At 65.1% G+C, this 20,536-nt stretch carries 16 protein-coding genes; 10 read left to right on the top strand and 6 right to left on the bottom strand.

Annotated features, from left to right (window positions below):
* Positions 1 to 349: 349 nt before the first annotated feature.
* The 5 genes from GWG67_RS07610 to GWG67_RS07590 form a co-directional block, all read right to left on the bottom strand.
* Positions 350 to 961: a sigma-70 family RNA polymerase sigma factor gene (locus GWG67_RS07610; RefSeq protein ID WP_275168500.1), complete on the bottom strand. Its 612-nt coding sequence runs from the start codon at positions 959 to 961 to the stop codon at positions 350 to 352.
* A 411-nt stretch (positions 962 to 1,372) separates the two neighbouring features.
* Complete coding sequence (locus GWG67_RS07605; RefSeq protein WP_275168499.1) at positions 1,373 to 2,110, bottom strand: response regulator; 738 nt, start codon at positions 2,108 to 2,110, stop codon at positions 1,373 to 1,375.
* Between the two features lie 10 nt (positions 2,111 to 2,120).
* A complete protein-coding gene (locus tag GWG67_RS07600) occupies positions 2,121 to 3,866 on the bottom strand; it encodes a DUF3369 domain-containing protein (RefSeq protein WP_275168498.1) in 1,746 nt (581 codons plus the stop codon).
* Positions 3,836 to 5,866, bottom strand: a complete 2,031-nt coding sequence (locus GWG67_RS07595) for an ATP-binding protein (protein WP_275169138.1) — start codon at positions 5,864 to 5,866, stop codon at positions 3,836 to 3,838. The genes GWG67_RS07600 and GWG67_RS07595 overlap by 31 nt, the downstream gene beginning before the upstream one ends.
* 54 nt (positions 5,867 to 5,920) lie before the next feature.
* Complete coding sequence (locus tag GWG67_RS07590) at positions 5,921 to 6,916, bottom strand: TRAP transporter substrate-binding protein (RefSeq protein WP_275168497.1); 996 nt, start codon at positions 6,914 to 6,916, stop codon at positions 5,921 to 5,923.
* A 185-nt stretch (positions 6,917 to 7,101) separates the two neighbouring features.
* Here GWG67_RS07590 and ugpB point away from each other — a divergent pair, with 185 nt between their 5' ends.
* The 10 genes from ugpB to GWG67_RS07540 all read left to right on the top strand — a co-directional run bounded on the left by ugpB (position 7,102) and on the right by GWG67_RS07540 (position 18,367).
* Positions 7,102 to 8,442, top strand: a complete 1,341-nt coding sequence (gene ugpB, locus GWG67_RS07585; protein WP_275169136.1) for a sn-glycerol-3-phosphate ABC transporter substrate-binding protein UgpB — start codon at positions 7,102 to 7,104, stop codon at positions 8,440 to 8,442.
* A 222-nt stretch (positions 8,443 to 8,664) separates the two neighbouring features.
* Positions 8,665 to 9,630 carry a phosphotransferase gene (locus GWG67_RS07580; protein WP_275168496.1) on the top strand — a complete coding sequence of 322 codons (966 nt, stop codon included), beginning with the start codon at positions 8,665 to 8,667 and terminating at the stop codon, positions 9,628 to 9,630.
* 384 nt (positions 9,631 to 10,014) lie between these two features.
* Positions 10,015 to 11,637 (top strand): ABC transporter substrate-binding protein, encoded by a 1,623-nt coding sequence (locus tag GWG67_RS07575; protein WP_275168495.1) that lies wholly within the window; start codon positions 10,015 to 10,017, stop codon positions 11,635 to 11,637.
* Between the two features lie 233 nt (positions 11,638 to 11,870).
* A complete protein-coding gene (locus tag GWG67_RS07570) occupies positions 11,871 to 12,884 on the top strand; it encodes an ABC transporter permease (protein WP_275168494.1) in 1,014 nt (337 codons plus the stop codon).
* A 9-nt stretch (positions 12,885 to 12,893) separates the two neighbouring features.
* Positions 12,894 to 13,793, top strand: a complete 900-nt coding sequence (locus GWG67_RS07565) for an ABC transporter permease (protein WP_247357577.1) — start codon at positions 12,894 to 12,896, stop codon at positions 13,791 to 13,793.
* Between the two features lie 103 nt (positions 13,794 to 13,896).
* Entirely contained in the window at positions 13,897 to 15,642 is a 1,746-nt protein-coding gene (locus tag GWG67_RS07560; RefSeq protein ID WP_275168493.1) for an ABC transporter ATP-binding protein, read from the top strand.
* Positions 15,643 to 15,661: 19 nt separating this feature from the next.
* Positions 15,662 to 15,841 carry a DUF4089 domain-containing protein gene (locus GWG67_RS07555; protein WP_007615797.1) on the top strand — a complete coding sequence of 60 codons (180 nt, stop codon included), beginning with the start codon at positions 15,662 to 15,664 and terminating at the stop codon, positions 15,839 to 15,841.
* A gap of 7 nt (positions 15,842 to 15,848) precedes the next feature.
* Positions 15,849 to 17,246, top strand: a complete 1,398-nt coding sequence (locus GWG67_RS07550; RefSeq protein WP_275168492.1) for an AtzE family amidohydrolase — start codon at positions 15,849 to 15,851, stop codon at positions 17,244 to 17,246.
* Between the two features lies 1 nt (position 17,247).
* Positions 17,248 to 17,655: an oxalurate catabolism protein HpxZ gene (gene hpxZ, locus GWG67_RS07545; protein WP_275168491.1), complete on the top strand. Its 408-nt coding sequence runs from the start codon at positions 17,248 to 17,250 to the stop codon at positions 17,653 to 17,655.
* A complete protein-coding gene (locus GWG67_RS07540) occupies positions 17,645 to 18,367 on the top strand; it encodes a GntR family transcriptional regulator (protein WP_275168490.1) in 723 nt (240 codons plus the stop codon). Before hpxZ ends, GWG67_RS07540 begins: the two co-directional genes overlap by 11 nt.
* A gap of 110 nt (positions 18,368 to 18,477) precedes the next feature.
* Here the strand turns inward: GWG67_RS07540 and atzF are convergent, their stop codons facing one another.
* Entirely contained in the window at positions 18,478 to 20,295 is a 1,818-nt protein-coding gene (gene atzF, locus GWG67_RS07535) for an allophanate hydrolase (protein ID WP_275168489.1), read from the bottom strand.
* Positions 20,296 to 20,536: the final 241 nt, after the last annotated feature.

The raw sequence follows: 20,536 nt of genomic DNA, 5'->3' as shown, positions 1-20,536 counted from the left end.
ATTCGCAGGGGGGCGTCATGCCCGGGCTTGTCCCGAGCATCCTCGTCTTTGGACCGCGGGGAAGTCGTGGATGGCCGGCACAAGCCCGGCCATGACGACAAGGAAGCGCCGTGCCCAGCACCGCTGGCGCCGCGTGCGTTACCCCAGACACAAAACGACCCGGAGGGGGGCATCCCGTCCGGGTCGTTGGAGGTCTTGGGAGGTTTAACGAAACCGTATGTGAGCCTTATAGGAGGGAAGTTTTTCCGCCTGATGTTGTGCTTTGTTTCAATTGTTTCGTCGGCGGTAACACTTCCGTGTCCGGGATAGGGCCAAAACAAAAGTCCTATCCCATTGAAATAGCTGAGCTTCAGGCGGCGAAGCGCTCGACGCCACAGCCCTTAAGCAATTCGGCCAGTTGCTTGCGGGCGTAGAACATCCGGGTCTTCACCGTGCTCTGCGGGATGCCGATGATCTGTCCGACCTCCTCCACCGACTTCTCATGGTAGTAGACGAGGTTGATGATTTCGCGATGCGCGGGTGACAGCTTCTGAACGCAGGCGCGCAGGATGGCGCTGGTGTCGCTGCGGTCGAGCGAGGTCTCCGGCGTGTCGCAACCGTCGGCGATCTGGCGCACGTCTTCCTGGTCGATGTCCTCGAAGCGGCGCTGGCGCATCGCGGTCAGCGCCTTGAAGCGGGCGATCGAGAGCAGCCAGGTCGAAACCTGCGAGCGGCCCTGAAACTGGCCAGCGGTCCGCCACACGTCCAGGAACACCTGGCTGACGAGGTCTTCCGCGGTGGTGGCGTCGCGCACGATCCGCAGGATGAAGCGGTAGACGCGCACATTGTGCCGGCAATAAAGGATGTGCATCGACGTCCGGTTGCCGTCGGCAATGCTTTCGAGAAGCATGTCGTCCGAGGTCGCCTGAGCGGCAATGATGCTCTGGCTGGCTTGGGCGTTGATGGCGATGACGTTCGGCATTGACTTGGCTCCCCGTAGCGCCGCAACCGAGCGGCGTTTCCTTGGACCAAAGTGTTAATGAGCCAACGTTTCGGGACGTCTGCACGAAAAGGGGAAAATGGTTTCGTGCGCCATCAAATTGTTTCGTCGGATTAGCCGCGACGAAACATTCGGGGCAAAAAAGCCTGGAATTTCAATGTACGGAAAATACGAGAGTGGGGATTGGAGGCGGACGGAGGCGCCGGGAACGTATTCCGGGGGTTTGAGTTCGCACTCACCGTGTCGTCCTGGACAAGCGAGCAAAGCGAGCGCCGATCCAGGACCCATTACCCCAGGGAGACGTTTTGCGAAGACGCGTGGTTGCCAGCCTCGCGCCACAACTTCTCCCTGGGGTAATGGGTCCTGGCTTTCGCCAGGACGACGATGGGGCCCCTACGCCTTCTCGCCCGCCGGCGAGAACAAATAGCCGCCGCCGCGGATGGTGCGGATCACGGCGGGTTTTGTGGGATCGGGCTCGATCTTGCGGCGGATGCGCATGATGCGCAGATCGACCGCGCGGTCGAAGGCTTCGGCGTCGCGCGCATTGGCCAATTCCAGCAGGCGCTCGCGCGACAGCACGCGCTTCGGATTGGCCGCGAACACTTTCAAGAGCCCGAACTCGGATGCGGTCAGCGGGTGCTCGTTGCCCTCGTCGTCGCGCAAGGCCTGCGCTTCGAGATCGAGCCACTTCGTCCCGAACCGTACCAGTTGCTCCTTGTCCGACTTCGCAGCCGCCGTTTCCGCCCCCACGGCTTTCGCCGGCACGCTCCGGCGCAGCACCGAGCGGATGCGCGCCATCAGCTCACGCAGTTCGCACGGCTTGGCCACGTAATCGTCGGCGCCGAGTTCGAGGCCGACGACGCGGTCGATCGGGCTCGCCGTCGCCGTCAGCATGATCACCGGCACGTTGATGCGGCTCTTGAGGTCGCGGATGATCGAGAGCCCGTCCTCCTCCGGCATGTTGAGGTCGAGCACGACGAGGTCGGGCATGCTGCCGTCGATCGCCGTGCGCAAGGACTTGCCGCCGTCGCACAGCGTCACGGTGAAGCCGTGCATCTTGAGGTAATCGCCGACCATCTCCCGGGCCGGGGCCTCGTCGTCGACGATCATGATGTGCTGGCTTTGGGTCATGGTCCTGAGATCACGGAATTTCGGTCGCGGGGAGGGTGATGGTGAAGGTCGAGCCCTTGCCGGGGCCCTCGCTCTCGGCGGTCACCTCGCCGCCGTGCATGTCGATAATACGCTTGACGATGGACAACCCAAGGCCGGTCGAGCTCTCGCCGGCGGTCGGTTTTGCCGACAGCCGCTGGAACCGGCCGAACAGGCGGCCGAGATCCTCCGGCGACAGGCCGGCGCCCTCGTCGCTGACGCGGACGATGGTGTCGCCGCCCTCATGGTTCACGATGACGCCGATCTTGCCGCCGATCGGTGAGTATTTGATGGCGTTGCTGATCAGATTGTCGATCGCCTCGCGGATGCGGTCGGTGTCGCACATGGTGACGATGTTGACGGGCGCGGTGACGCTGATTGCCTGCTGCTTGTTGACGGCGAGCGGCTGGTTGGCTTCCGCGACCTCCTTGACCAGGGCCGCGACGTCGACCGGCTCGCGGCGGATGGTGATGTCGAAGGCATCGGCCATCGCGTCCGAGATCAGATGATCGACCATCGTGGTCAGGCGCTTGGTCGCATCGCGGATGTGATCGACCTGGGCGACCACGCCGCTTGACGACGCGCCGGTCGAGATCAGCTCCTTCAGCATCTCGGTGCGGCCGAGGATGACGCCGAGCGGATTCTTCAGATCGTGGGCGACGGTGCCGAGGATCTCGTTCTTGAAGCCGTTGGCGCGCTGCAGCCGCAGCCATTGCGCCGAGAGCCGGCGGTTGGCCTGCATCAGCGCGCGGGTGCGCTGGGCGACGCGGTCTTCCAGCTGGGTGTTGGCGGCCTGCAGCTGCTGGTAGAGGATGACGTTGTCGAAGGCGATCGAGAGCCGGCTGGAGAAGATCTCGACCAGCGAGCGGTCGGTCTCGGACAGCTCGCGCTCGGCCTGGAGCAGCACCACGACCTCGCGGCCGCTTCCGGTGCGCAAATAGATCACGCTGCGGTGGTCGGCGAATTCGTTCTTGCGGCCCTGGAAAGCGGCTTCCACCATCGCGCGCAGATCGGGGTCGAGCGCCTTCGACGAGGTCGTGCCGATGAAGCGGCTGTAGCAGCCGCTGCCGGCGAGCACCGAGAGCTCGGGGTCGATGCCGCCATTGTCGCGCAAGACCAGGATGCCGGCGCAATCGACGTTGAGCAGCGAGGCGAGCTGGGTCAGCACGCCCTCGGCCAGCCGCTGCATCGACTTGAAGTCGTACAGCGTCGAGGCCGCGTCGATGATGATCTCGAGCCCGCGCCGGGTTTGCAGCATGCGCTCGAGTTGCTGGTAGGAGCGCAGCGCCGCGGTCAGCGAGGTGAACAGCTTGTCGGCGGTGAGCTCGGTCTTGGCCTTGTAGTCGTTGATGTCGTACTGCACGATCACGCGCCGCTCGGGCGCCTGGCCCGGCTGTCCGGTGCGCAGGATGATGCGCACGGTCTCGTTCTTGAGCTCGTTGCGGATGTACTCGACCAGCTCGAGGCCGGCGACATCCGTCTCCATGATGACGTCGAGCAGCACGGCGGCGATGTCGCTGTGCGCGGCCATCAGCTTGCGGCCTTCCGCCGCGGAATGGGCGGAGAGGATCTCCAGGCCCTGGCCGTTGAGGGAATAGTCCGAGAGCGCAAAACGCGTGCCGTCATGCACGGCCGGATCGTCGTCGATGACGGCGATCTTCCATTTCCGGGCGTCAACATCCTCCGATGCAGTACCGGTATCGTCGATCAGGTGGAGGACATCGTCCTGTTCGGCCATTGAGAAGTCCCGTCAGTCTCTGTGCTTTGCCCGCCGCCCCTGGCGACCCGGGGCATGATAATGCGAAATGTAGTGCCTTGTCCCAGCTTGGATTCCAGCATCATGCGACCGCCGAGCTGCTGGGTGACAAGGTTATAGACGATATGGAGGCCGAGTCCCGTGCCACCTTCATTGCGCCTGGTGGTAAAGAATGGGTCAAAGGCTTGGCGCTGCACGTCGGAGGTCATGCCGGCCCCGTCATCGGTGAAGATGATCTCGACGTCGTCGGCCCCGCGGGGCCGCGCCGAGATCGTGATCGTGCCGGCGCGGCCGTCGGCAAAGGCGTGGTTGGCGGCGTTGAGGAACAAATTGGTCAGGATCTGGCCATAGGAGCCGGGATAGCCGTCGAGCAGCAGCCCCTCGGGCATGTCGACATGGAGCGTGATCGGCGAGCGCTTCAGCACCGGGCGCAGGCTCGCGATGATCTGGTCGGTGGCTTCGCTCAGGGAGAACTGCCGCCGTTCGGCGTGGGAGCGGTCGACCGCGACCTGCTTGAACGACTGGATCAGTTCGCCGGCGCGCTGCAAATTGGCGACCAGCTGCTGCGAGGCGTCGCGCGAGGACTGCACGAATTCCTCCAGCTGCGAGCGGCGCAGGCCGCCTTCGCCTTTGAGCTGCGCCTCGAAGATCTCCGTGCGCCGGGCAAAACTCGACGCAACGGTGAGGCTGATGCCGATCGGATTGTTGACCTCGTGCGCAACGCCGGCGACGAGGCCGCCAAGGGCTGCGAGCCTCTCGGCATCGATCAGATTCTGCTGCGCGGCGTTGAGCTCGAGTAGCGCGCTTTCGGCCTTCTCCTTGGACGCGCGCAGCTCGTCCTCGGTCTCACGTTTCGCAATCGCGTTTTCGCGGAACACTTCCACCGCGCGGGCCATGGCGCCGACTTCGTCGCGCGCGCGCGTGCCCTGTACCTCGCGGCCGAGGTCGCCGAGCGTGATCGCGCGCATCGCCGCCATGATCTGCTGCAGCGGCAGCCGGATCGACAGCGCGATCAGCACGCCGGCGGTGAGGATGATGCCGAGGAAGATCACGGCGATGGAAAGAACGCGACGGGAAATGTCCGCCAGCGTGCGGTCGAACGTCTCCTGCGCCTTCTGCTCGCGCTGGCGCATCTTGGTGGAGAGGTCGTCGATGGCGCCGATCGCCTCGGCCTGGTTGGCGTCGATGGTGTTGCGCAGCAGCTCGGTACGGTTCATGAGCTGCTCGGAGAGCTTTGCAAAGCCCTCGCGCAGCGCGGCGGTCCGGGCCGCCAGCCGTCGCAGCGCCATGCGCTGGAGGTCGTTGTCGGCGAGATCGATCATCACGGGGATGGTCTTCTCGATCGTCTCGGTGTTGCGGCGGGCGTCGTCGGCCGCACCCGGTGACAGCGACAGATAGTAGGAATTGGCCGCGACCAGCATCGCGGTGAAGGCCTCGCGCGACTTGCCCAGCGAAGGCCAGATCAGCGCGTCGCGATGGCCGGTGGCGCCTTCGATGATGGAGTAAAGGCCGGCCATATCCCTGGCCGGTCCCTGCACTTGATCCTCATAGGTCCTGGCGATGGTGGCCTGCACGCCGCGCAGCTCGCCGAAGCCGTTGAGGAAGCGGTCGGTGGTGCGCTCCAGCTCCTCGACCGAGCCCGACAGCATCGGGTCCTTGGCGGCGCGGTTGGTCAGCGTCCCCAGCACCGCCTCGCGCAGCAGCAGGATCTCGGCGAACAGGTCGGGGCTCGGCTGGTTGATGTAGCGGTGGATCAGATTGTGCAGCCGCCCGGTCTCACTTTCGAGCAGCGCCAGGATCCGGTCGGACTCGCGCACCTGGCGCACGTCATCCCAGGCCGAGCCGAGCACCTGCGACCCGTTCCAGATCAGCCCAACCAGCACGATGACCACGGCGGAGTTCAGCGCCGCGATCGACAGGATGCGCCAGCGAATCGGCACGGCCCGGAGCACGCCGACCAGCCGCGCACGCAGCCGCCCCATCGGGCCGGGCGACCTGTCTGCATGCTCGCTGTGTCCAAGCCCGGGCAAGTGGCCTCACTCCACCTTGCGAATGCGTTCGATCAGCGCGGCCGCGGCCGGATCTTGCCCGGCCTTGGCGTAGATCGCGACCATCGCGTCCTCGAACGGCTTGCGGTCGATATCCCTGACGATGGTGACGCCCGCTGCTTCCGCCTTGTGCTGCGACTGCTCCTCGAGGTCGCGCCATTTCTCGCGCATGAACCGGCTGGAGCGCTGCGCGGCTTCCCTGAAGATGGTCTGGTCGTCGGCCGACAGGCTTTTCCAGGCCTTCAACGAGATCACCAGCACTTCGGGGCTCATCGTGTGCTCGGTGAGGGCGAGGTAGCCGGCATGCTTGTAATGGTCCGTCGTCACGTAGGATGGCCAGTTGTTCTCGGCGCCGTCGATCAGGTGGTTGGCAAGCCCGGCAAGCACCTGCCCATAGGGCATCTCGACCGGCTCCGCGCCGAGCGAGCGGATCATCTGGCTCATCAACTCCGACTGCTGCACCCGGATCCGCAATCCCTTGAGGTCCGCGACACTCCGCACGGGCCGGGCGCCGTTGTAGATCGACCGCGCGCCGGAATCGTAGAAGGCGAGGCCAACGAAGCCGTAGGGCTCGAAGCTGCCGAGAATCTCGCTGCCGACCGGACCGTCCAGCACCTTCTGCATGTGCTCGATGGACCGGAACAGGAACGGCATCGCCAGCACGTTCATCGCCGGAACGAAGTTGCCGATCAGCGCCACATTGGTCCGATTGAGATCGATCGCGCCGACCCGGGTCTGCTCGATGGTCTCCTTCTCCTCGCCGAGCTGGCGGGAGTGGAACACCTTGACCTCGTGCCGGCCGCCGCTGCGCTCGGCGATCAGGGCGCCCATGTAGCGCAGCGCCTGCACGGTCGGATAATCCTCGGTCTGGGTGTCGGCGGCGCGGAACTCCCGCGCAGCGGCTCCCGTCGCGCAGATGGCGATCAGAAGCGCGACGAAAACCACCCCGGTCCGCGAGCGTTCGGCACGGTTCAACACTGGCACACTCAACCCCTCAGTGGTGGAGTCTATGGCGGGAGGAAAAGGTTCAATGCAATCTAGCAGATGGTCGTGGGAAGGCCATCCCGCGCGGCACTGCTGCGTGATTGTGCGTCGCGGCCGGGGCTCATTCCCGGTTGAAACCGCAAATGCCGCGCCTTAAGCAGGGACAGCCGCTTTCGTCGTGCGGCATGGAAAGAGCCATCGTGATTTCAGCATTGCGCTTGTTGCAGGTCGCCGCCGCCGTTGCGGCCCTCTCACTGGCCGCGCCGGTGCGTGCCGCGACCGACATCGCGTGGTGGCACGCCATGTCCGGCGAGCTCGGCCGCCAGCTCGAGAAGCTCGCCTCCGACTTCAACGCCTCGCAGCCGGACTATCGCGTCGTGCCGACCTACAAGGGCAATTACACCGAGACCGTGACGGCCGCGATCTTCGCCTTTCGCTCGCGCAGCCAGCCCGCGATCGTCCAGGTCAACGAGGTCGCCACCGCCACCATGACCGCGGCCAAAGGCGCGATCTATCCCGTCTTCAGCCTGATGCGGGACATGAACGAGCCGTTCTCGCTCAATGACTACCTTCCCGCGGTTTCCGGCTACTACACCGATGCGGCCGGCAATCTCTTGTCCTTCCCGTTCAATTCGTCGACGCCGATCCTCTATTACAACAAGACCATGTTCCGCGACGCAGGGCTCGACCCGGAGACGCCGCCGAGGACCTGGCCGGAGCTCGGTGCCGCTGCAAAGCGCCTGCGCGATCGTGGCGCGGTGTGCGGCTTCACCACCTCCTGGCCGTCCTGGATCCATGTCGAGAATTTCTCAGCCTTCCACAACCTGCCGCTGGCGACGCGGACCAACGGCTTCGCCGCGCTTGATGCCGAGCTGACCATCAACAATCCGTCTCTGGTGCGTCATGTCGCCGAGCTCAGCGAGTGGCAGAAGACGAAGGTGTTCGACTATAGCGGCCGCGGCCAGTCGGCCGAGCCGCGCTTTCAGAACGGCGAATGCGGCATCTTCATCGGTTCTTCGGCGACGCGCGCCGACATCAAGGCGAATTCAAAATTCGAGATCGGGTACGGCATGATGCCGTATTGGCCCGACGTGAAGGGCGCGCCGCAGAACTCGATCATCGGCGGCGCCACGCTGTGGGTGCTGCGCGACCGGCCGCGCGAGGAATACAAGGGCGTGGCGCGATTCTTCGCCTATCTGTCCCAGCCCGGCGTGCAAGCCGCCTGGCACCAGAACACCGGCTATCTGCCTGTTACCCGCGCTGCCTTCGAGCTGACGCGCGCGCAGGGTTTTTACGAGCGCAATCCGGGCTCGGCGATCTCGTTCGAGGAGATCACGCTGCATCCGCCGACGGAGAATTCCAAGGGGATCCGGCTCGGCTCCTTCGTACTGATCCGCGGCGCGATCGAGGACGAGCTGGAGCAGGCCTTTGCCGGCCGCAAGAGCGCGCAAGCAGCGCTCGATGCCGCGGTCGAGCGCGGCAACAAGATCCTGCGCCAGTTCGAGCGCGCCAGCCCGGATCGGTAGAGTTCTCAGATTGGACCTCTCTTTAACCGCGAAGGAAGTGCGCTCCCTCTCCCGCTTGCGGGAGAGGGTTGGGGCGAGGGTCTCTCCGCAAAGGGACAATCCCCTAGAGGAGAGAACCCCCACCCGGCGCTTCGCGCCGACCTCCCCCGCAAGCGGGAGAGGTGCACCGTCTGCTTGGCGCGCATCAAATCAACCAAAACCCGCTTGCCTGATCGGGCGCGCATGACCGGCGTTCCATCGCAAATCTTGCCAACTTTCGCCGACGCCGACGCCGACGCCTTTCGCGCCTTTCGCGCCGACCCTCCGCGATGGCTGCCGATCGCCATCGACATCGCCCGCAGCCACGATCTCGATGTCAGCTCCCCGCACGTGTTTTCGACCGGCACCAATCTCGTCGTCGGGCTCGGCGACAAGCTGATCCTGAAAATGTTCCCGCCGCTGCTCCGTGCGCAGTTCGTCTCCGAGCGCGGCTCGCTGACGCAGCTTGCCGGCCGCCTTCATCTGCCGATCCCCGAAATCGTCGCGGAAGGGACGCGCGACGGCTGGCCTTATCTGATCATCACGCGCCTTGCCGGCACGCTCGGTTCGGAGGTCTGGCGGCAATTGCCGGAGGCGCAGAAGGAGCACGTGCTGCGCCAGGTCGGCGAGACCATCGCCGCCGTGCAGCGGGCCCCGCTCGGCCCGCTCGCGCAGATCCAGCCGCGCTGGGACGACTTCATGCGAGCCCAGATGCAGGGCTGCAAGGCGCGGCACACGCGTCTTGGCCTTGCGCCAAAATTTCTCGCCGGCCTCGACGACCTCCTGCGTGATGCGGCCGCGCTCATTCCGATGGATGCGCCGCCGGTGATCCTGATCGGCGAATACATTCCGGAGAACTTCCTGCTCACCTGCCATGACGATCAATGGTCGCTCGCCGGCCTGTTCGACTTCGGCGACGTGCTGGCGGGATGCCGCGACTATGATCTGCTCGGCCCCAGCGCCTTCATGGCAGCGGGCCGGCCGGGTCGCGTGCGCAGCCTGCTCGAAGGCTTTGGCTACGCCAAGCCCGACTTCGCGCTCAAGCGCCGCCTGATGGCGCTGATGCTGCTGCATCGCGCCAGCGACCTCAACAGCCACATCTGCATCGAGGGCTGGCAGGAGCAGGCGGACGATCTCGTCGAGCTCCAGGACGTGATCTGGCCGGGGTGATCGCCGGCGATCCCCGCCGTCGTCCTGGACAAGCGCAGCGCTGATCCAGGACCCATTACCCCAAGGAGGGGTTTTGCGAAGACTCGTGGTTGCCAGCTTCGCGCCGCAGTTCGCCCTGGGTAATGGGTCCTGGCTTGCGCCAGGATGACGGCAGTGGAATTCACCGCCCACCAAGCAAGCCGCTGCTCCATGCAGCTCATTTTATGGGCAAATACGCCTCTTTGTATGCAATACCGAGCGCCTTGCGCCAGGATCACGTCGCACGCACTTGGAAATTTACTTGTAACTTCAGCATGTTATGCCGAGAGGTAAACTCTCGTTAAGCCTTGGCACGAACCTTGCGAATCCAGTTCCAACCAGAAAACTTTGTGTTGGAGCCATTTCATGAAGCGCCGCGATTTCCTCAAGTCCGTTTCCGGATTGGCCGCAGGCGCGGCGCTTCCGGCCATGCCGTCCGTGATCTCGTCGGCCCAGGCCGATGCGCGCTCGGAGACGCTGCTGATCGTCTCGGAAGGCGGCCCCAACAATCTCGACATCCACGGTGTCGGCACCAATGTGCCCGGCTATGAGGTGTCCTGGAATTGCTACGACCGCCTGATCAGCCACGAGATGAAGACCGGCCCCGGCGGCGTGCCCTATTACGACCGCGACAAGTTCAAGGGCGAACTCGCCGAGGACTTCAAGATCGACGACATGTCGGTCACCTTCAAGCTGAAGAAGAACGCCAAATTCCACGACGGCGCGCCCGTCACCGCCAAGGACGTGAAGTGGTCGCTCGACCGCGCCGTCAGCGTCGGCGGCTTTCCCACTTTCCAGATGAGCGCGGGCTCGCTCACGAAACCCGAGCAGTTCGTCGTGATCGACGACTACACGGTGCGTATCGACTTCCTGAAGAAGGACAAGCTGACGATCCCCGATCTCGCGGTGATCGTGCCCTGCATCGTCAACTCCGAGCTTGTGAAGAAGAACGCCAGCGAAAAAGATCCGTGGGGTCTTGAATACACCAAGCAGCAGACCGCCGGCTCCGGCGCCTACAAGGTGACGAAGTGGACCGCCGGCACTGAAGTCGTGATGGAGCGCAACGACGATTGGGTCGGCGGCCCGCTGCCGAAGATCAAGCGCGTGATCTGGCGCATGGTGCCGCAGGCCGGCAATCGCCGCGCGTTGCTGGAGCGCGGCGACGCCGACATTTCCTACGAGCTGCCGTTCAAGGATTTCCAGGAGATGAAGGCGAGCGGCAAGCTCAACGTGGTGTCGCTGCCGTTCTCCAACGGCATCCAGTATATCGGCATGAACGTGACCAAGCCGCCGTTCGACAATCCCAAGGTACGTCAGGCGGTCGCCTACGCGATTCCCTATCAAAAGATCATGGACGCGGTGATGTTCGGGCTGGCCAACCCCATGTTCGGGGCCGCCAAGGACAAGCCGACCGAAGTCGCCTGGCCGCAGCCGCACAAATACAACACCGACATGGACAAGGCGAAGGCGCTGCTCGCTGAAGCCGGTTATCCCAACGGCTTCGAGACCACGATCTCGTTCGACCTGAATTTCGCCGGCGTCAACGAGCCGCTCTGCGTGCTGGTGCAGGAGAGCCTGGCCCAGATCGGCATCAAAACCACCATCAACAAGGTGCCCGGCGCCAACTGGCGTACCGAATTGAACAAGAAGGAGATGCCGCTCTTCACCAACGTGTTCTCGGGCTGGCTCGATTACCCCGAATACTTCTTCTACTGGTGCTATCACGGCAATAATTCCGTCTTCAACACCATGAGCTACAAGTCGGCGGAGATGGACAAGCTGATCGACGGCGCACGCACGGCCGCCGCGACCGGCGACACCGCGACTTACGACACCGACGTGAAGGGCTTCGTCGACCTCGCCTACAGCGACATCCCGCGCATCCCGCTGTACCAGCCCTTCGTCAACGTCGCGATGCAGAAGAACATCAGCGGCTACCAATACTGGTTCCACCGCCGCCTGGATTATCGCGCGATGGCGAAGGGGTGAGGGCGCGTGGCGGGCGAGATGGTCGCGTCGTCGACTCTCTTTCTGAGTGAGGTGGCCACCGCTCTCTCATTCCCTCTCCCCTTGTGGGAGAGGGGCAGGGTGAGGGGTAGCCACGAACTCCGACCTCGCTTGGGGCTACCCCTCACCCCAACCCTCTCCCACAAGGGGAGAGGGGGCGCAGCGGAGCAGGTGGCGCGAACCCGCTCACAAACGCAGAGCAGAAGGAGCACCCCATGCTGACCATGATCGGCAAGCGCCTGATGTTCGCGATTCCCTCGCTGATCGGGGTCGTCATCGTCACCTTCCTGCTGACGCGCGCGCTGCCGGGCGATCCCGCTGCATATTTCGCCGGCCCCGCCGCAACGAAGGAAGCTGTCGAGCAGATCCGCAAGAAGCTCGGTCTCGACAAGCCGCTGATCGAGCAGTTCTTCCGTTACACCAACGATCTCGCCCATGGCGATTTCGGCAACTCGCTCACCACGGGCCAGCCGGTTGCGGCCGAAATCCGCAACCGCCTGCCGGCCTCCGCCGAGCTGACGCTGCTCGGCCTCATCGTTTCGATCGTGATCGCCATCCCGCTCGGCGTGCTGGCGGCGACTCGGCCGGGCTCATGGGTCGATCATCTATGTCGTGTGACGACGACGGCCGGCGTCTCGCTGCCGGTGTTCTTCACCGGCCTCGTGCTGGTCTATGTGTTCTATTTCCGGCTCGGCTGGTCGCCCGCGCCGCTCGGCCGGCTCGATGTGTTCTACAGCGCACCGCCGACGATCACGGGCTTCTATCTGATCGACACCCTGATCGCGCGTGACTTCGAGGCGTTCCGCTCGGCATGCAGCCAGCTCATCCTGCCGGCGACGACGCTTGCGATCTTCTCGCTGGCGCCCATCGCGCGCATGACGCGCGCCTCGATGCTGGCGGTACTGTCGTCCGAGTTTGTGCGGACTGCGCGGGCCAGCGGCCTGTCGCCCGCGACCGTCATCGTCACCTACGCCTTCCGCAACGCGATGCTCCCGGTCATCACCACGCTCAGCATGGTGTTCTCCTTCCTGCTCGGCGCCAACGTGCTGGTGGAGAAGGTGTTCGCCTGGCCCGGCATCGGGTCCTATGCGGTGGAGGCGCTGATCTCGTCGGACTTCGCGCCGGTGCAGGGGTTCGTGCTGACCATGGCGGTCATGTACGTGCTGCTCAATCTCGTGATCGATATTCTCTATGGCGTGATCGATCCGCGCGTGCGGCTGGAAGGGTAGGGGACCACAATGAGCTCCGTTGCGCCTGCTGTTGAGCCCGTCGGTCCCGCGCGGACGTCAGGGTTCGTTGCGTTGCTCGACCAGACCCGCTACGTGCTCGGCGAGAACAAGGTCACCGGCTTTGCGTTCGCGCTGCTGATCGTGATCCTCCTTGCCGCGATCTTCGGCCCCTATGTGGTGCCGTATGACCCGCTGGCGTCCGACACCGCGGCGTCGCTGAAGCCGCCGTCGGCGGCACACTGGTTCGGCACCGACCAGTTGGGCCGCGACATCTTCAGCCGGGTCGTGGTGGCGACGCGGCTCGATACGTTCATCGCGGTCGCCTCCGTCGCGCTGGTGTTTTTGATGGGCGGGCTCGCCGGCATTGCGGCCGGCTATTTCGGCGGCTGGACCGACCGCATCGTCGGCCGCATCGCCGATACCATCATGGCGTTTCCGCTGTTCGTGCTGGCGATGGGCATCGTCGCAGCGCTGGGCAACACCGTGCAGAACATCATCCTGGCCACCGCCATCGTGAACTTCCCGCTCTATGCCCGCGTCGCGCGCGCTGAAGCGAACGTGCGCCGCAACGCCGGCTTCGTGCAGGCGGCGCGGCTGTCCGGCAACGGCGAATTTCGCATCCTTCTGGTGCATATCCTGCCGAACATCATGCCGATCATGATCGTGCAGATGTCGCTGACCATGGGGTACGCCATCCTCAACGCCGCCGGTCTCTCGTTCATCGGCCTCGGCGTCCGTCCGCCGACGGCGGAGTGGGGCATCATGGTCGCCGAAGGCGCCGGCTTCATGGTGTCCGGCGAATGGTGGATCGCGCTATTCCCGGGCCTCGCTCTGATGATCGCGGTGTTCTGCTTCAACCTCCTCGGCGACGGCCTGCGCGACATCGTCGACCCCCAGCGGAGGACGTGATGGCTGGATTCCGCGCAAATTTGCGCTCGAAATTCTCCAATGAAATCAATCCCGTTCTACTGTGCATGGGGTTGTTTTCGACATTTTTAGTTGGGAGGCATCCATGACCGCCCAGCCCCTGCTCGACGTCCAGGACCTCACCGTCGAATTCACCACCCGCCGCGGCATCGTCAAAGCCGTCCAGCACGTCAACATCTCCGTCGCCAAGGGCGAGACGCTGGCGATCGTCGGCGAGTCCGGCTCGGGCAAATCGGTGACGTCGTATGCGGTGATGCGCATCCTCGACCGCGCGGGGCGGATCGCCGAGGGCTCGGTGATGTTCTCGGGCATCGACGTGAAGGCCGCGAGCGAAGACCAGATGCGCGATTTGCGCGGTCGCGAAGTCTCGATGATCTTCCAGAATCCGCGCGCCGCGCTCAACCCGATCCGGAAAGTCGGCGACCAGATCGAGGACGTGCTGCGCACCCATGTCCAGCAGGCCATGGTTTCAGACCGTGGTGAAAAGGCGATCGAGGCGCTGGAGCAGGTCAAGATCGCCCGCCCGCGCGAACGCTATCACGCCTATCCGTTCGAATTGTCCGGCGGCATGTGCCAGCGTGTCGTCATCGCGCTCGCGCTCGCCTGCAATCCGCAGCTGCTGATCGCGGACGAGCCGACGACCGGATTGGACGTCACCACGCAGAAGGCGGTGATGGATCTGATCGTCGAGCTGACCAAGCGCAAGGCGATGTCCACCATCCTGATCACGCATGACCTCGGCCTTGCCGCAGCCTATTGCGACCGCGTCGTGGTGATGGAGAAGGGCAGGGTGGTCGAGACCGCCAAGGCCGCCGACATCTTCGCCAACCCGCAGCACCCCTACACGAAGAAGCTGATGCGCGCGACGCCGCGGCTCGGCGTGTCGTTGCGGGATCTGTTGCCGGAGGAGGAAGGCTCAGCCGTCGTGGCTGGGCCTGACCCGGTCATCCATCAGGCTTCGCAGGACGAGGCCAGGAACAGCGGGCAGTCCCTTCTCCTCATCGACAAGCTGGTCAAGGAATATCCCCGCCAGGGCGCCACAGCCACGCTCGGCAAATTGTTCGGCCGCAAGCCGCCGGTCGAGCCGGACGTGTTCCGCGCGGTCGACGGCATCAGCTTCTCGGTCGGTCACGGCGAGAGTGTCGGCCTGGTCGGCGAGTCCGGCTGCGGCAAATCGACCACGTCGATGATGGTGATGCGGCTGCTGGACCAGACCTCCGGCCTGATCCAGTTCGACGGCGAGGACATCGGTGCCATCGCGCCCGCCGGCTTTGCCCGGCTGCCGCAGCGCAGCCGCATCCAGATGGTGTTCCAGGATCCGACCGACAGCCTCAATCCGCGCTTCACCGCCTTGCGTGCCATCGCCGATCCCATCATCCAACTCGGCGACATCAGGGGGCGCGACGCGCTCCGCGCCCGCTGCGAGGAGCTCGCCACCATGGTGGGCCTGCCGCACAATCTGCTGGATCGCTTCCCGCACCAATTGTCGGGCGGCCAGAAAGCCCGCGTCGGCATTGCCCGCGCCATCGCCCTGCACCCAAAACTCGTCATCCTGGACGAGCCGACCGCCGCGCTCGACGTTTCGGTCCAGGCCGTGGTCCTCAATCTGCTCCAGGACCTCAAGGCGCGGCTAGGTATGAGTTATCTGTTCGTCTCGCATGATTTGAACGTAGTGCGCTTGTTGTGCGATCGTGTCATTGTCATGCGGTCGGGTCGAATCGTCGAGGAAGGATCTTCCGAGAGGGTCTTGAGCGATCCGCAGGACGATTACACCAAGGAGCTGTTGACGGCGATCCCACACCCGCCGCTGCAGACCCTGGGCGCACACTGAGAACTTGTTTGGGAGCGTGATGGCCGAACCGCTGGACGATTATATCGACGCTGTCACGAAAGCGTTGGCGTTGCCCGTCGAGGAAGCATGGAGGTCGTCCATACGCGCCAATCTCGAGGTCTCGCTGCGGCTCGGCCGCCTCGTCGACGAATTCGCGCTGCCGGACGAGACCGAGCCGGCGCCCGTGTTCACGGTCTGACGCCGCCATGACGACCAAGCCAGAGATGACGGCCTCCGAGATCGCGAGCGCGGTTGCCGGCCGCAAGATGTCGGCGCTCGATGCGACCGAAGCAGCGCTTGCGCGCATCACGCAGCACGACGCCATCCTCAACTCCTTCACCGACGTCACCGCCGATCGCGCCCGTGCCAAAGCGCGCGCGATCGATGCCGATATCGCCGCCGGCAAGACCGTCGGCCCATTGGCCGGCGTGCCCTTCGCGGTGAAGAATCTGTTCGACATCGCGGGCCTCGCCACCCGCGCCGGCTCGAAGATCAACCGCGACCTCGCGCCCGCCAAGCGCGATGCCACGCTGATCGAGCGCATGGATGCGGCCGGCGCCGTGCTGGTCGGTGCGCTCAATATGGGCGAATACGCCTATGACTTCACCGGTGAGAACGTTCATGACGGTCCCTCGCGCAACCCGCACGACACCACGCGGATGAGCGGCGGCTCCTCGGGCGGATCCGGCAGCGCCGTCGGCGGCGCGCTGGTGCCGATCGCGCTCGGCTCCGACACCAATGGTTCGATCCGCGTGCCGTCCTCGTTCTGCGGCATCTTCGGCCTGAAGCCCACCTATGGCCGGCTCTCGCGGGCGCGCTCCTTTCCGTTCGTCGCGAGCCTCGATCATCTCGGACCGTTCGCGCGCTCCGCCACCGATCTCGCGCTGGCCTATGACGCCATGCAGGGACCGGATGCCGACGATGCCGCCTGCACCACCACACGTGGTCTGGAGCCGACGACGCCGCTGCTTGCCAATCCGGTTTCGGACCTGCGCATCGCGATTGCCGGCGGCTACTTCCAGCAGAATCTGTTTCCGGAAGCGGTCGAAGCCGTCAGCCGCGTCGCCAAGGCGCTGGGCGCAACGCGCGTGGTGGACGTGCCCGAAGCCGCGCGCGCCCGCGCCGCGGCCTATGTCATCACCACCACCGAGGGCGCCTCGCTGCATCTCGATCGGCTGCGCAAGCGGCCGAACGACTTCGATCCCGCCGTGCGCGACCGGCTGATCGCGGGCGCCATGGTGCCGGCGCCGCTGGTCGACCGCGCGCAAAAATTCCGCCGCTGGTATCGTGCGCAGCTCGCTGAGATTTTCAAATCCGTCGACGTGCTGATCGCGCCCGCGACGCCGTGCACTGCGCCAAAGCTCGGCCAAGTCAATTTCAATCTCGGCGGCGTCGAGCTGCCGGTGCGCGCCAATATCGGCATCCACACCCAGCCGATCTCCTTCATCGGCCTGCCAGTGGTCGCAGTCCCCGTGCCGCTCGAGCCATTGCCCATCGGCGTGCAGATCATCGCCGCGCCATGGCGCGAGGACATCGCGTTGCGTGTGGCGTACGCGTTGGAGAAGATGGGCGTCGCCGCCGCGCCCAGCCCAAAAGGATTTTGAGATGGAGATCGATCTCCCGGACGTGATCGCGGACGTCAAAGCCGCGTTCGAGCGCTATGAGCAGGCCCTGATCACCAACGACGTCGCAGTGCTCGGCGAGCTCTTCCGCAACGATCCCCGCACGCTGCGCTATGGCATCGGCGAGAACCTCTACGGCTATGAAGCGATCTCCGGCTTTCGCGCCGGGCGCTCGCCGGTCGGTCTCAATCGCCGCACTGCGAAAACCGTGATCACCAGCTATGGCCGCGACACAGCGGTCGCCTCCACCCTGTTCTATCGCGACACGATGCCGGGCAAGGTCGGCCGGCAGATGCAGACCTGGGTAAAATTCCCGGAGGGCTGGCGCGTCGTCGCGGCCCATGTCAGCATCATCGACGAGCCGAAAGAGACCCGACCGTATGACGCTTGACGATCTTCCGCCCGGAACGCTGCCGCTCGAACCGGCGGTGCCGCGTGTCGACCGGGCGTCGCCATCAGCGCACAAGGTCACGCGCGCCGAGGAGTTGCGCCTGCAGCTCGCCGACGAGATCGTGCGCGGAGCCCTGGCCCCCGGCGCGCCGCTTGACGAGACCGACATCGCGCGCCGCTTCAGCGTTTCGCGCACCCCGGTGCGGGAAGCACTGCGCCAGCTCGTGGCAAGCGGCCTCGTCGAAGCGCGCGCCCATCGCGGCGCGGTGGTGGCGCAGCCCTCGTTCGAACGGCTGACGGGCATGTTCGAGGCGATGGCGGAGCTGGAAGCGCTGTGCGCGGGTCTGGCCGCCGAGCGCATGTCCGCCACTGAGCGTCACGGCCTCGAGGCCATCCACGAAGAGCTGCGGGTGTTGAGCTACGCCGGCAATCCCGATCGCTTCCACGAGGTCAATGAGCGCTTCCACAATGCGATCTATGCGGGATCGCAGAACGGCTACATCGCCGAGATCACGCTGGCGACGCGCGTGCGTGTGCAGCCGTTCCGCCGCGCCCAGTTCCGCAATCTCGGCCGCCTCGCCAAATCCCAAGCCGAGCACGACCGCGTCGTCGTCGCCATCATGCGCGGCGACAAGCAGGGCGCCGCCGCCGCGATGCGCGCGCATATCGAGCTGGTGCGCGGAGAGTACGAGATCTACGCGGTCTCGGTGTAGGGCCGCGCGCACGGTGCCGTAGGGTGGGCAAAGGCGCAAAGCGCCGTGCCCACCATCTACCCAAGCTGACGGTGTGGTGGGCACGCTGCGCTTTGCCCACCCTACGAGACCTACGCCGTAGCAGTTTCCGCCATATACTTCCGCCACCCACCATACGCCGTGATATCTCGCGCATCGCCCAGCACTTCGGGCTCGACGAGAAATCCCTTCACGCTGCGGCCATCTGCCAGCCGTACCGTGCCGATCGCCATCGGCGCGGGAATCGCGTTGACGAACTTGCCGAAGGCGGACGACGACAGCGACCAGATCTCCAGCTCGATCGAGGCGCCCTTGCCGGCCTCGACGCGCAGCATGCCCGGCTTCGGCGGCGTGGTCTTCAATGCGTAGAGCTTGTAGTCAGCCGCGGTCCTGGTCGCCTCGATCAACTGGCCGTTCAGCGCTTTCAACTCGCCGTTCAGCGTCATGCCGGACAGATGCGCGCCGACGACCGCGATTCGAATCTCGTCGATGCCGCTTGCGGCAAGCGGCGTCAGCGCAGCTTGCGCCACGCCCTTTGCGCCAAGCGTCAGTTTGGTATCGGCATGGAATACGCGGCCGATGCTCGCGAGCAGCGCGTCGTGACCCGTGGGTGCAAGAAGTGTGATGCCGAACGGAATGCCGTCGGCGCGCATTGCCGCCGGCAGCGCGAGGCCGCAGAGGTCGAGCAGATTGACAAAGTTGGTATAGGTGCCAAGCCGGCTGTTGAGCTCGATCGGATTGGCCAGCACCTGCGCGGTCGTATAGGCCGTTGGCGCCGTCGGCAGCACCAGCGCGTCGATATGGGTGAAGGTGCGTTCGGCGATCTTGCGCAGGCCCTGCAGGCGATAGAGCGCGGAGAAGGTGTCCGCGGCCGTCAGCCGCGCGCCGGCCGCGGTGATCTCGCGCGTTACGGGGTGGATCGTATCCGGCGCGGACGCCAGCAGGTCGCGGATCACGAGATAGCGCTCGGCGACCCACGGTCCTTCGTAGAGCAGCCGCGCGGTCTCGTAGAACGGTTCGAGGTCGAACTCGACGAGCGTTGCGCCAAGCGCGGTCCAGCGCTTCAACGCATCGGCGTAAGCCGCTTCCGCCTTCTTGTCGCCGAAGAAGATCAGCTGTCCGCTGCGCGGCACGCCCAGGCGCAGGTTTGCCGGGAGCGGGGTGATCGCGCCGAGCGGCCGGTCGCGCGAGAACGGATCGGCCTGATCTGGACCTGCCATCACCGACAGTGCGAGCGCGGCGTCGTCGACCGTCAAAGCGAATACCGAGATGCAGTCGAGCGTCCGGCAGGCCGGCACCAGGCCAGCGGTCGAGATCATGCCGAGGCTCGGCTTGAGCCCGACGATGTTGTTGAGCATCGCCGGCACGCGCCCGCTGCCGGCGGTGTCGGTGCCCAACGACAGCGGCACCAGCCCGGCGCCGACGGCGGTCGCCGATCCCGAGCTTGATCCGCCGGGAATGAGGTCATCGCGGATCGCGTTTCGGGGGATGCCGTAGGGCGAGCGCACGCCGACAAGGCCGGTTGCGAACTGGTCGAGATTGGTCTTGCCGATGATGATGGCGCCGGCGGCGCGCAGCCGCTGCACCGCGGTCGAGTCGTGTGTCGGGGTATACGTGAAGGCCGGGCACGCAGCGGTCGTCGGAAATCCCAGCGCGTCGATATTGTCCTTCACCACGACCGGCACGCCATAGAGCGGCAGGGTGGCGGCCTCCCTGGTGGCGAGCTTCTCGGCCTCGGCGATCGCGTCCCTTTCGTCGCGCAGGCTGATGAAGACGGCGGGATCGTTGTGGTCGCGGATGCGCTGATAGGTGCGCGCGACCGTCTGCGCCGGCGTGAGCGTGCCCGCGCGATGCGCGGCCACAATCGCGGCGATCGTTTCAGGCTGCTCAGCCCCCATTTCAGCCCTCATGGCGAGAAAACTCCGGCTAGGTCTCTTCACCCGGATTGAAGCAAGCGATGTGCCATTGTGTACAGAATCCGGGCAGGACGGATGCTCCGGATATTATCGAGGGATCAGTGGCTTGTGGGATATTTCGAGCACCGGCGGGCCTTCGCGTCAGCGCCCTGTTACGAGCATTTGCGCAAATAATGGGCAGCTCACCGGGCTCGAGCTTGCGCCCCAACAATTGTCGTGGCCAACATGCCGGCCA

The sequence above is a fragment of the Bradyrhizobium sp. CSS354 genome (genome assembly GCF_029051725.1).
Taxonomy (GTDB): Bacteria; Pseudomonadota; Alphaproteobacteria; order Rhizobiales; family Xanthobacteraceae; genus Bradyrhizobium.
The sequence above is the reverse complement of the archived record's forward strand: the minus strand, read 5'-3'. Positions and strand labels throughout refer to the sequence as shown.

Bases quoted from the DNA above. Each gene is read 5' to 3' on its own strand.
- GWG67_RS07610 (WP_275168500.1), bottom strand. From the start codon at position 961: ATGCCGAACGTCATCGCCATCAACGCCCAAGCCAGCCAGAGCATCATT.
- GWG67_RS07605 (WP_275168499.1), bottom strand. From the start codon at position 2,110: ATGACCCAAAGCCAGCACATCATGATCGTCGACGACGAGGCCCCGGCC.
- GWG67_RS07600 (WP_275168498.1), bottom strand. From the start codon at position 3,866: ATGGCCGAACAGGACGATGTCCTCCACCTGATCGACGATACCGGTACT.
- GWG67_RS07595 (WP_275169138.1), bottom strand. From the start codon at position 5,866: ATGGGGCGGCTGCGTGCGCGGCTGGTCGGCGTGCTCCGGGCCGTGCCG.
- ugpB (WP_275169136.1), top strand. From the start codon at position 7,102: ATGGAAAGAGCCATCGTGATTTCAGCATTGCGCTTGTTGCAGGTCGCC.
- GWG67_RS07580 (WP_275168496.1), top strand. From the start codon at position 8,665: ATGACCGGCGTTCCATCGCAAATCTTGCCAACTTTCGCCGACGCCGAC.
- GWG67_RS07575 (WP_275168495.1), top strand. From the start codon at position 10,015: ATGAAGCGCCGCGATTTCCTCAAGTCCGTTTCCGGATTGGCCGCAGGC.
- GWG67_RS07570 (WP_275168494.1), top strand. From the start codon at position 11,871: ATGCTGACCATGATCGGCAAGCGCCTGATGTTCGCGATTCCCTCGCTG.
- GWG67_RS07565 (WP_247357577.1), top strand. From the start codon at position 12,894: ATGAGCTCCGTTGCGCCTGCTGTTGAGCCCGTCGGTCCCGCGCGGACG.
- GWG67_RS07560 (WP_275168493.1), top strand. From the start codon at position 13,897: ATGACCGCCCAGCCCCTGCTCGACGTCCAGGACCTCACCGTCGAATTC.
- GWG67_RS07555 (WP_007615797.1), top strand. From the start codon at position 15,662: ATGGCCGAACCGCTGGACGATTATATCGACGCTGTCACGAAAGCGTTG.
- GWG67_RS07550 (WP_275168492.1), top strand. From the start codon at position 15,849: ATGACGACCAAGCCAGAGATGACGGCCTCCGAGATCGCGAGCGCGGTT.
- hpxZ (WP_275168491.1), top strand. From the start codon at position 17,248: ATGGAGATCGATCTCCCGGACGTGATCGCGGACGTCAAAGCCGCGTTC.
- GWG67_RS07540 (WP_275168490.1), top strand. From the start codon at position 17,645: ATGACGCTTGACGATCTTCCGCCCGGAACGCTGCCGCTCGAACCGGCG.
- atzF (WP_275168489.1), bottom strand. From the start codon at position 20,295: ATGAGGGCTGAAATGGGGGCTGAGCAGCCTGAAACGATCGCCGCGATT.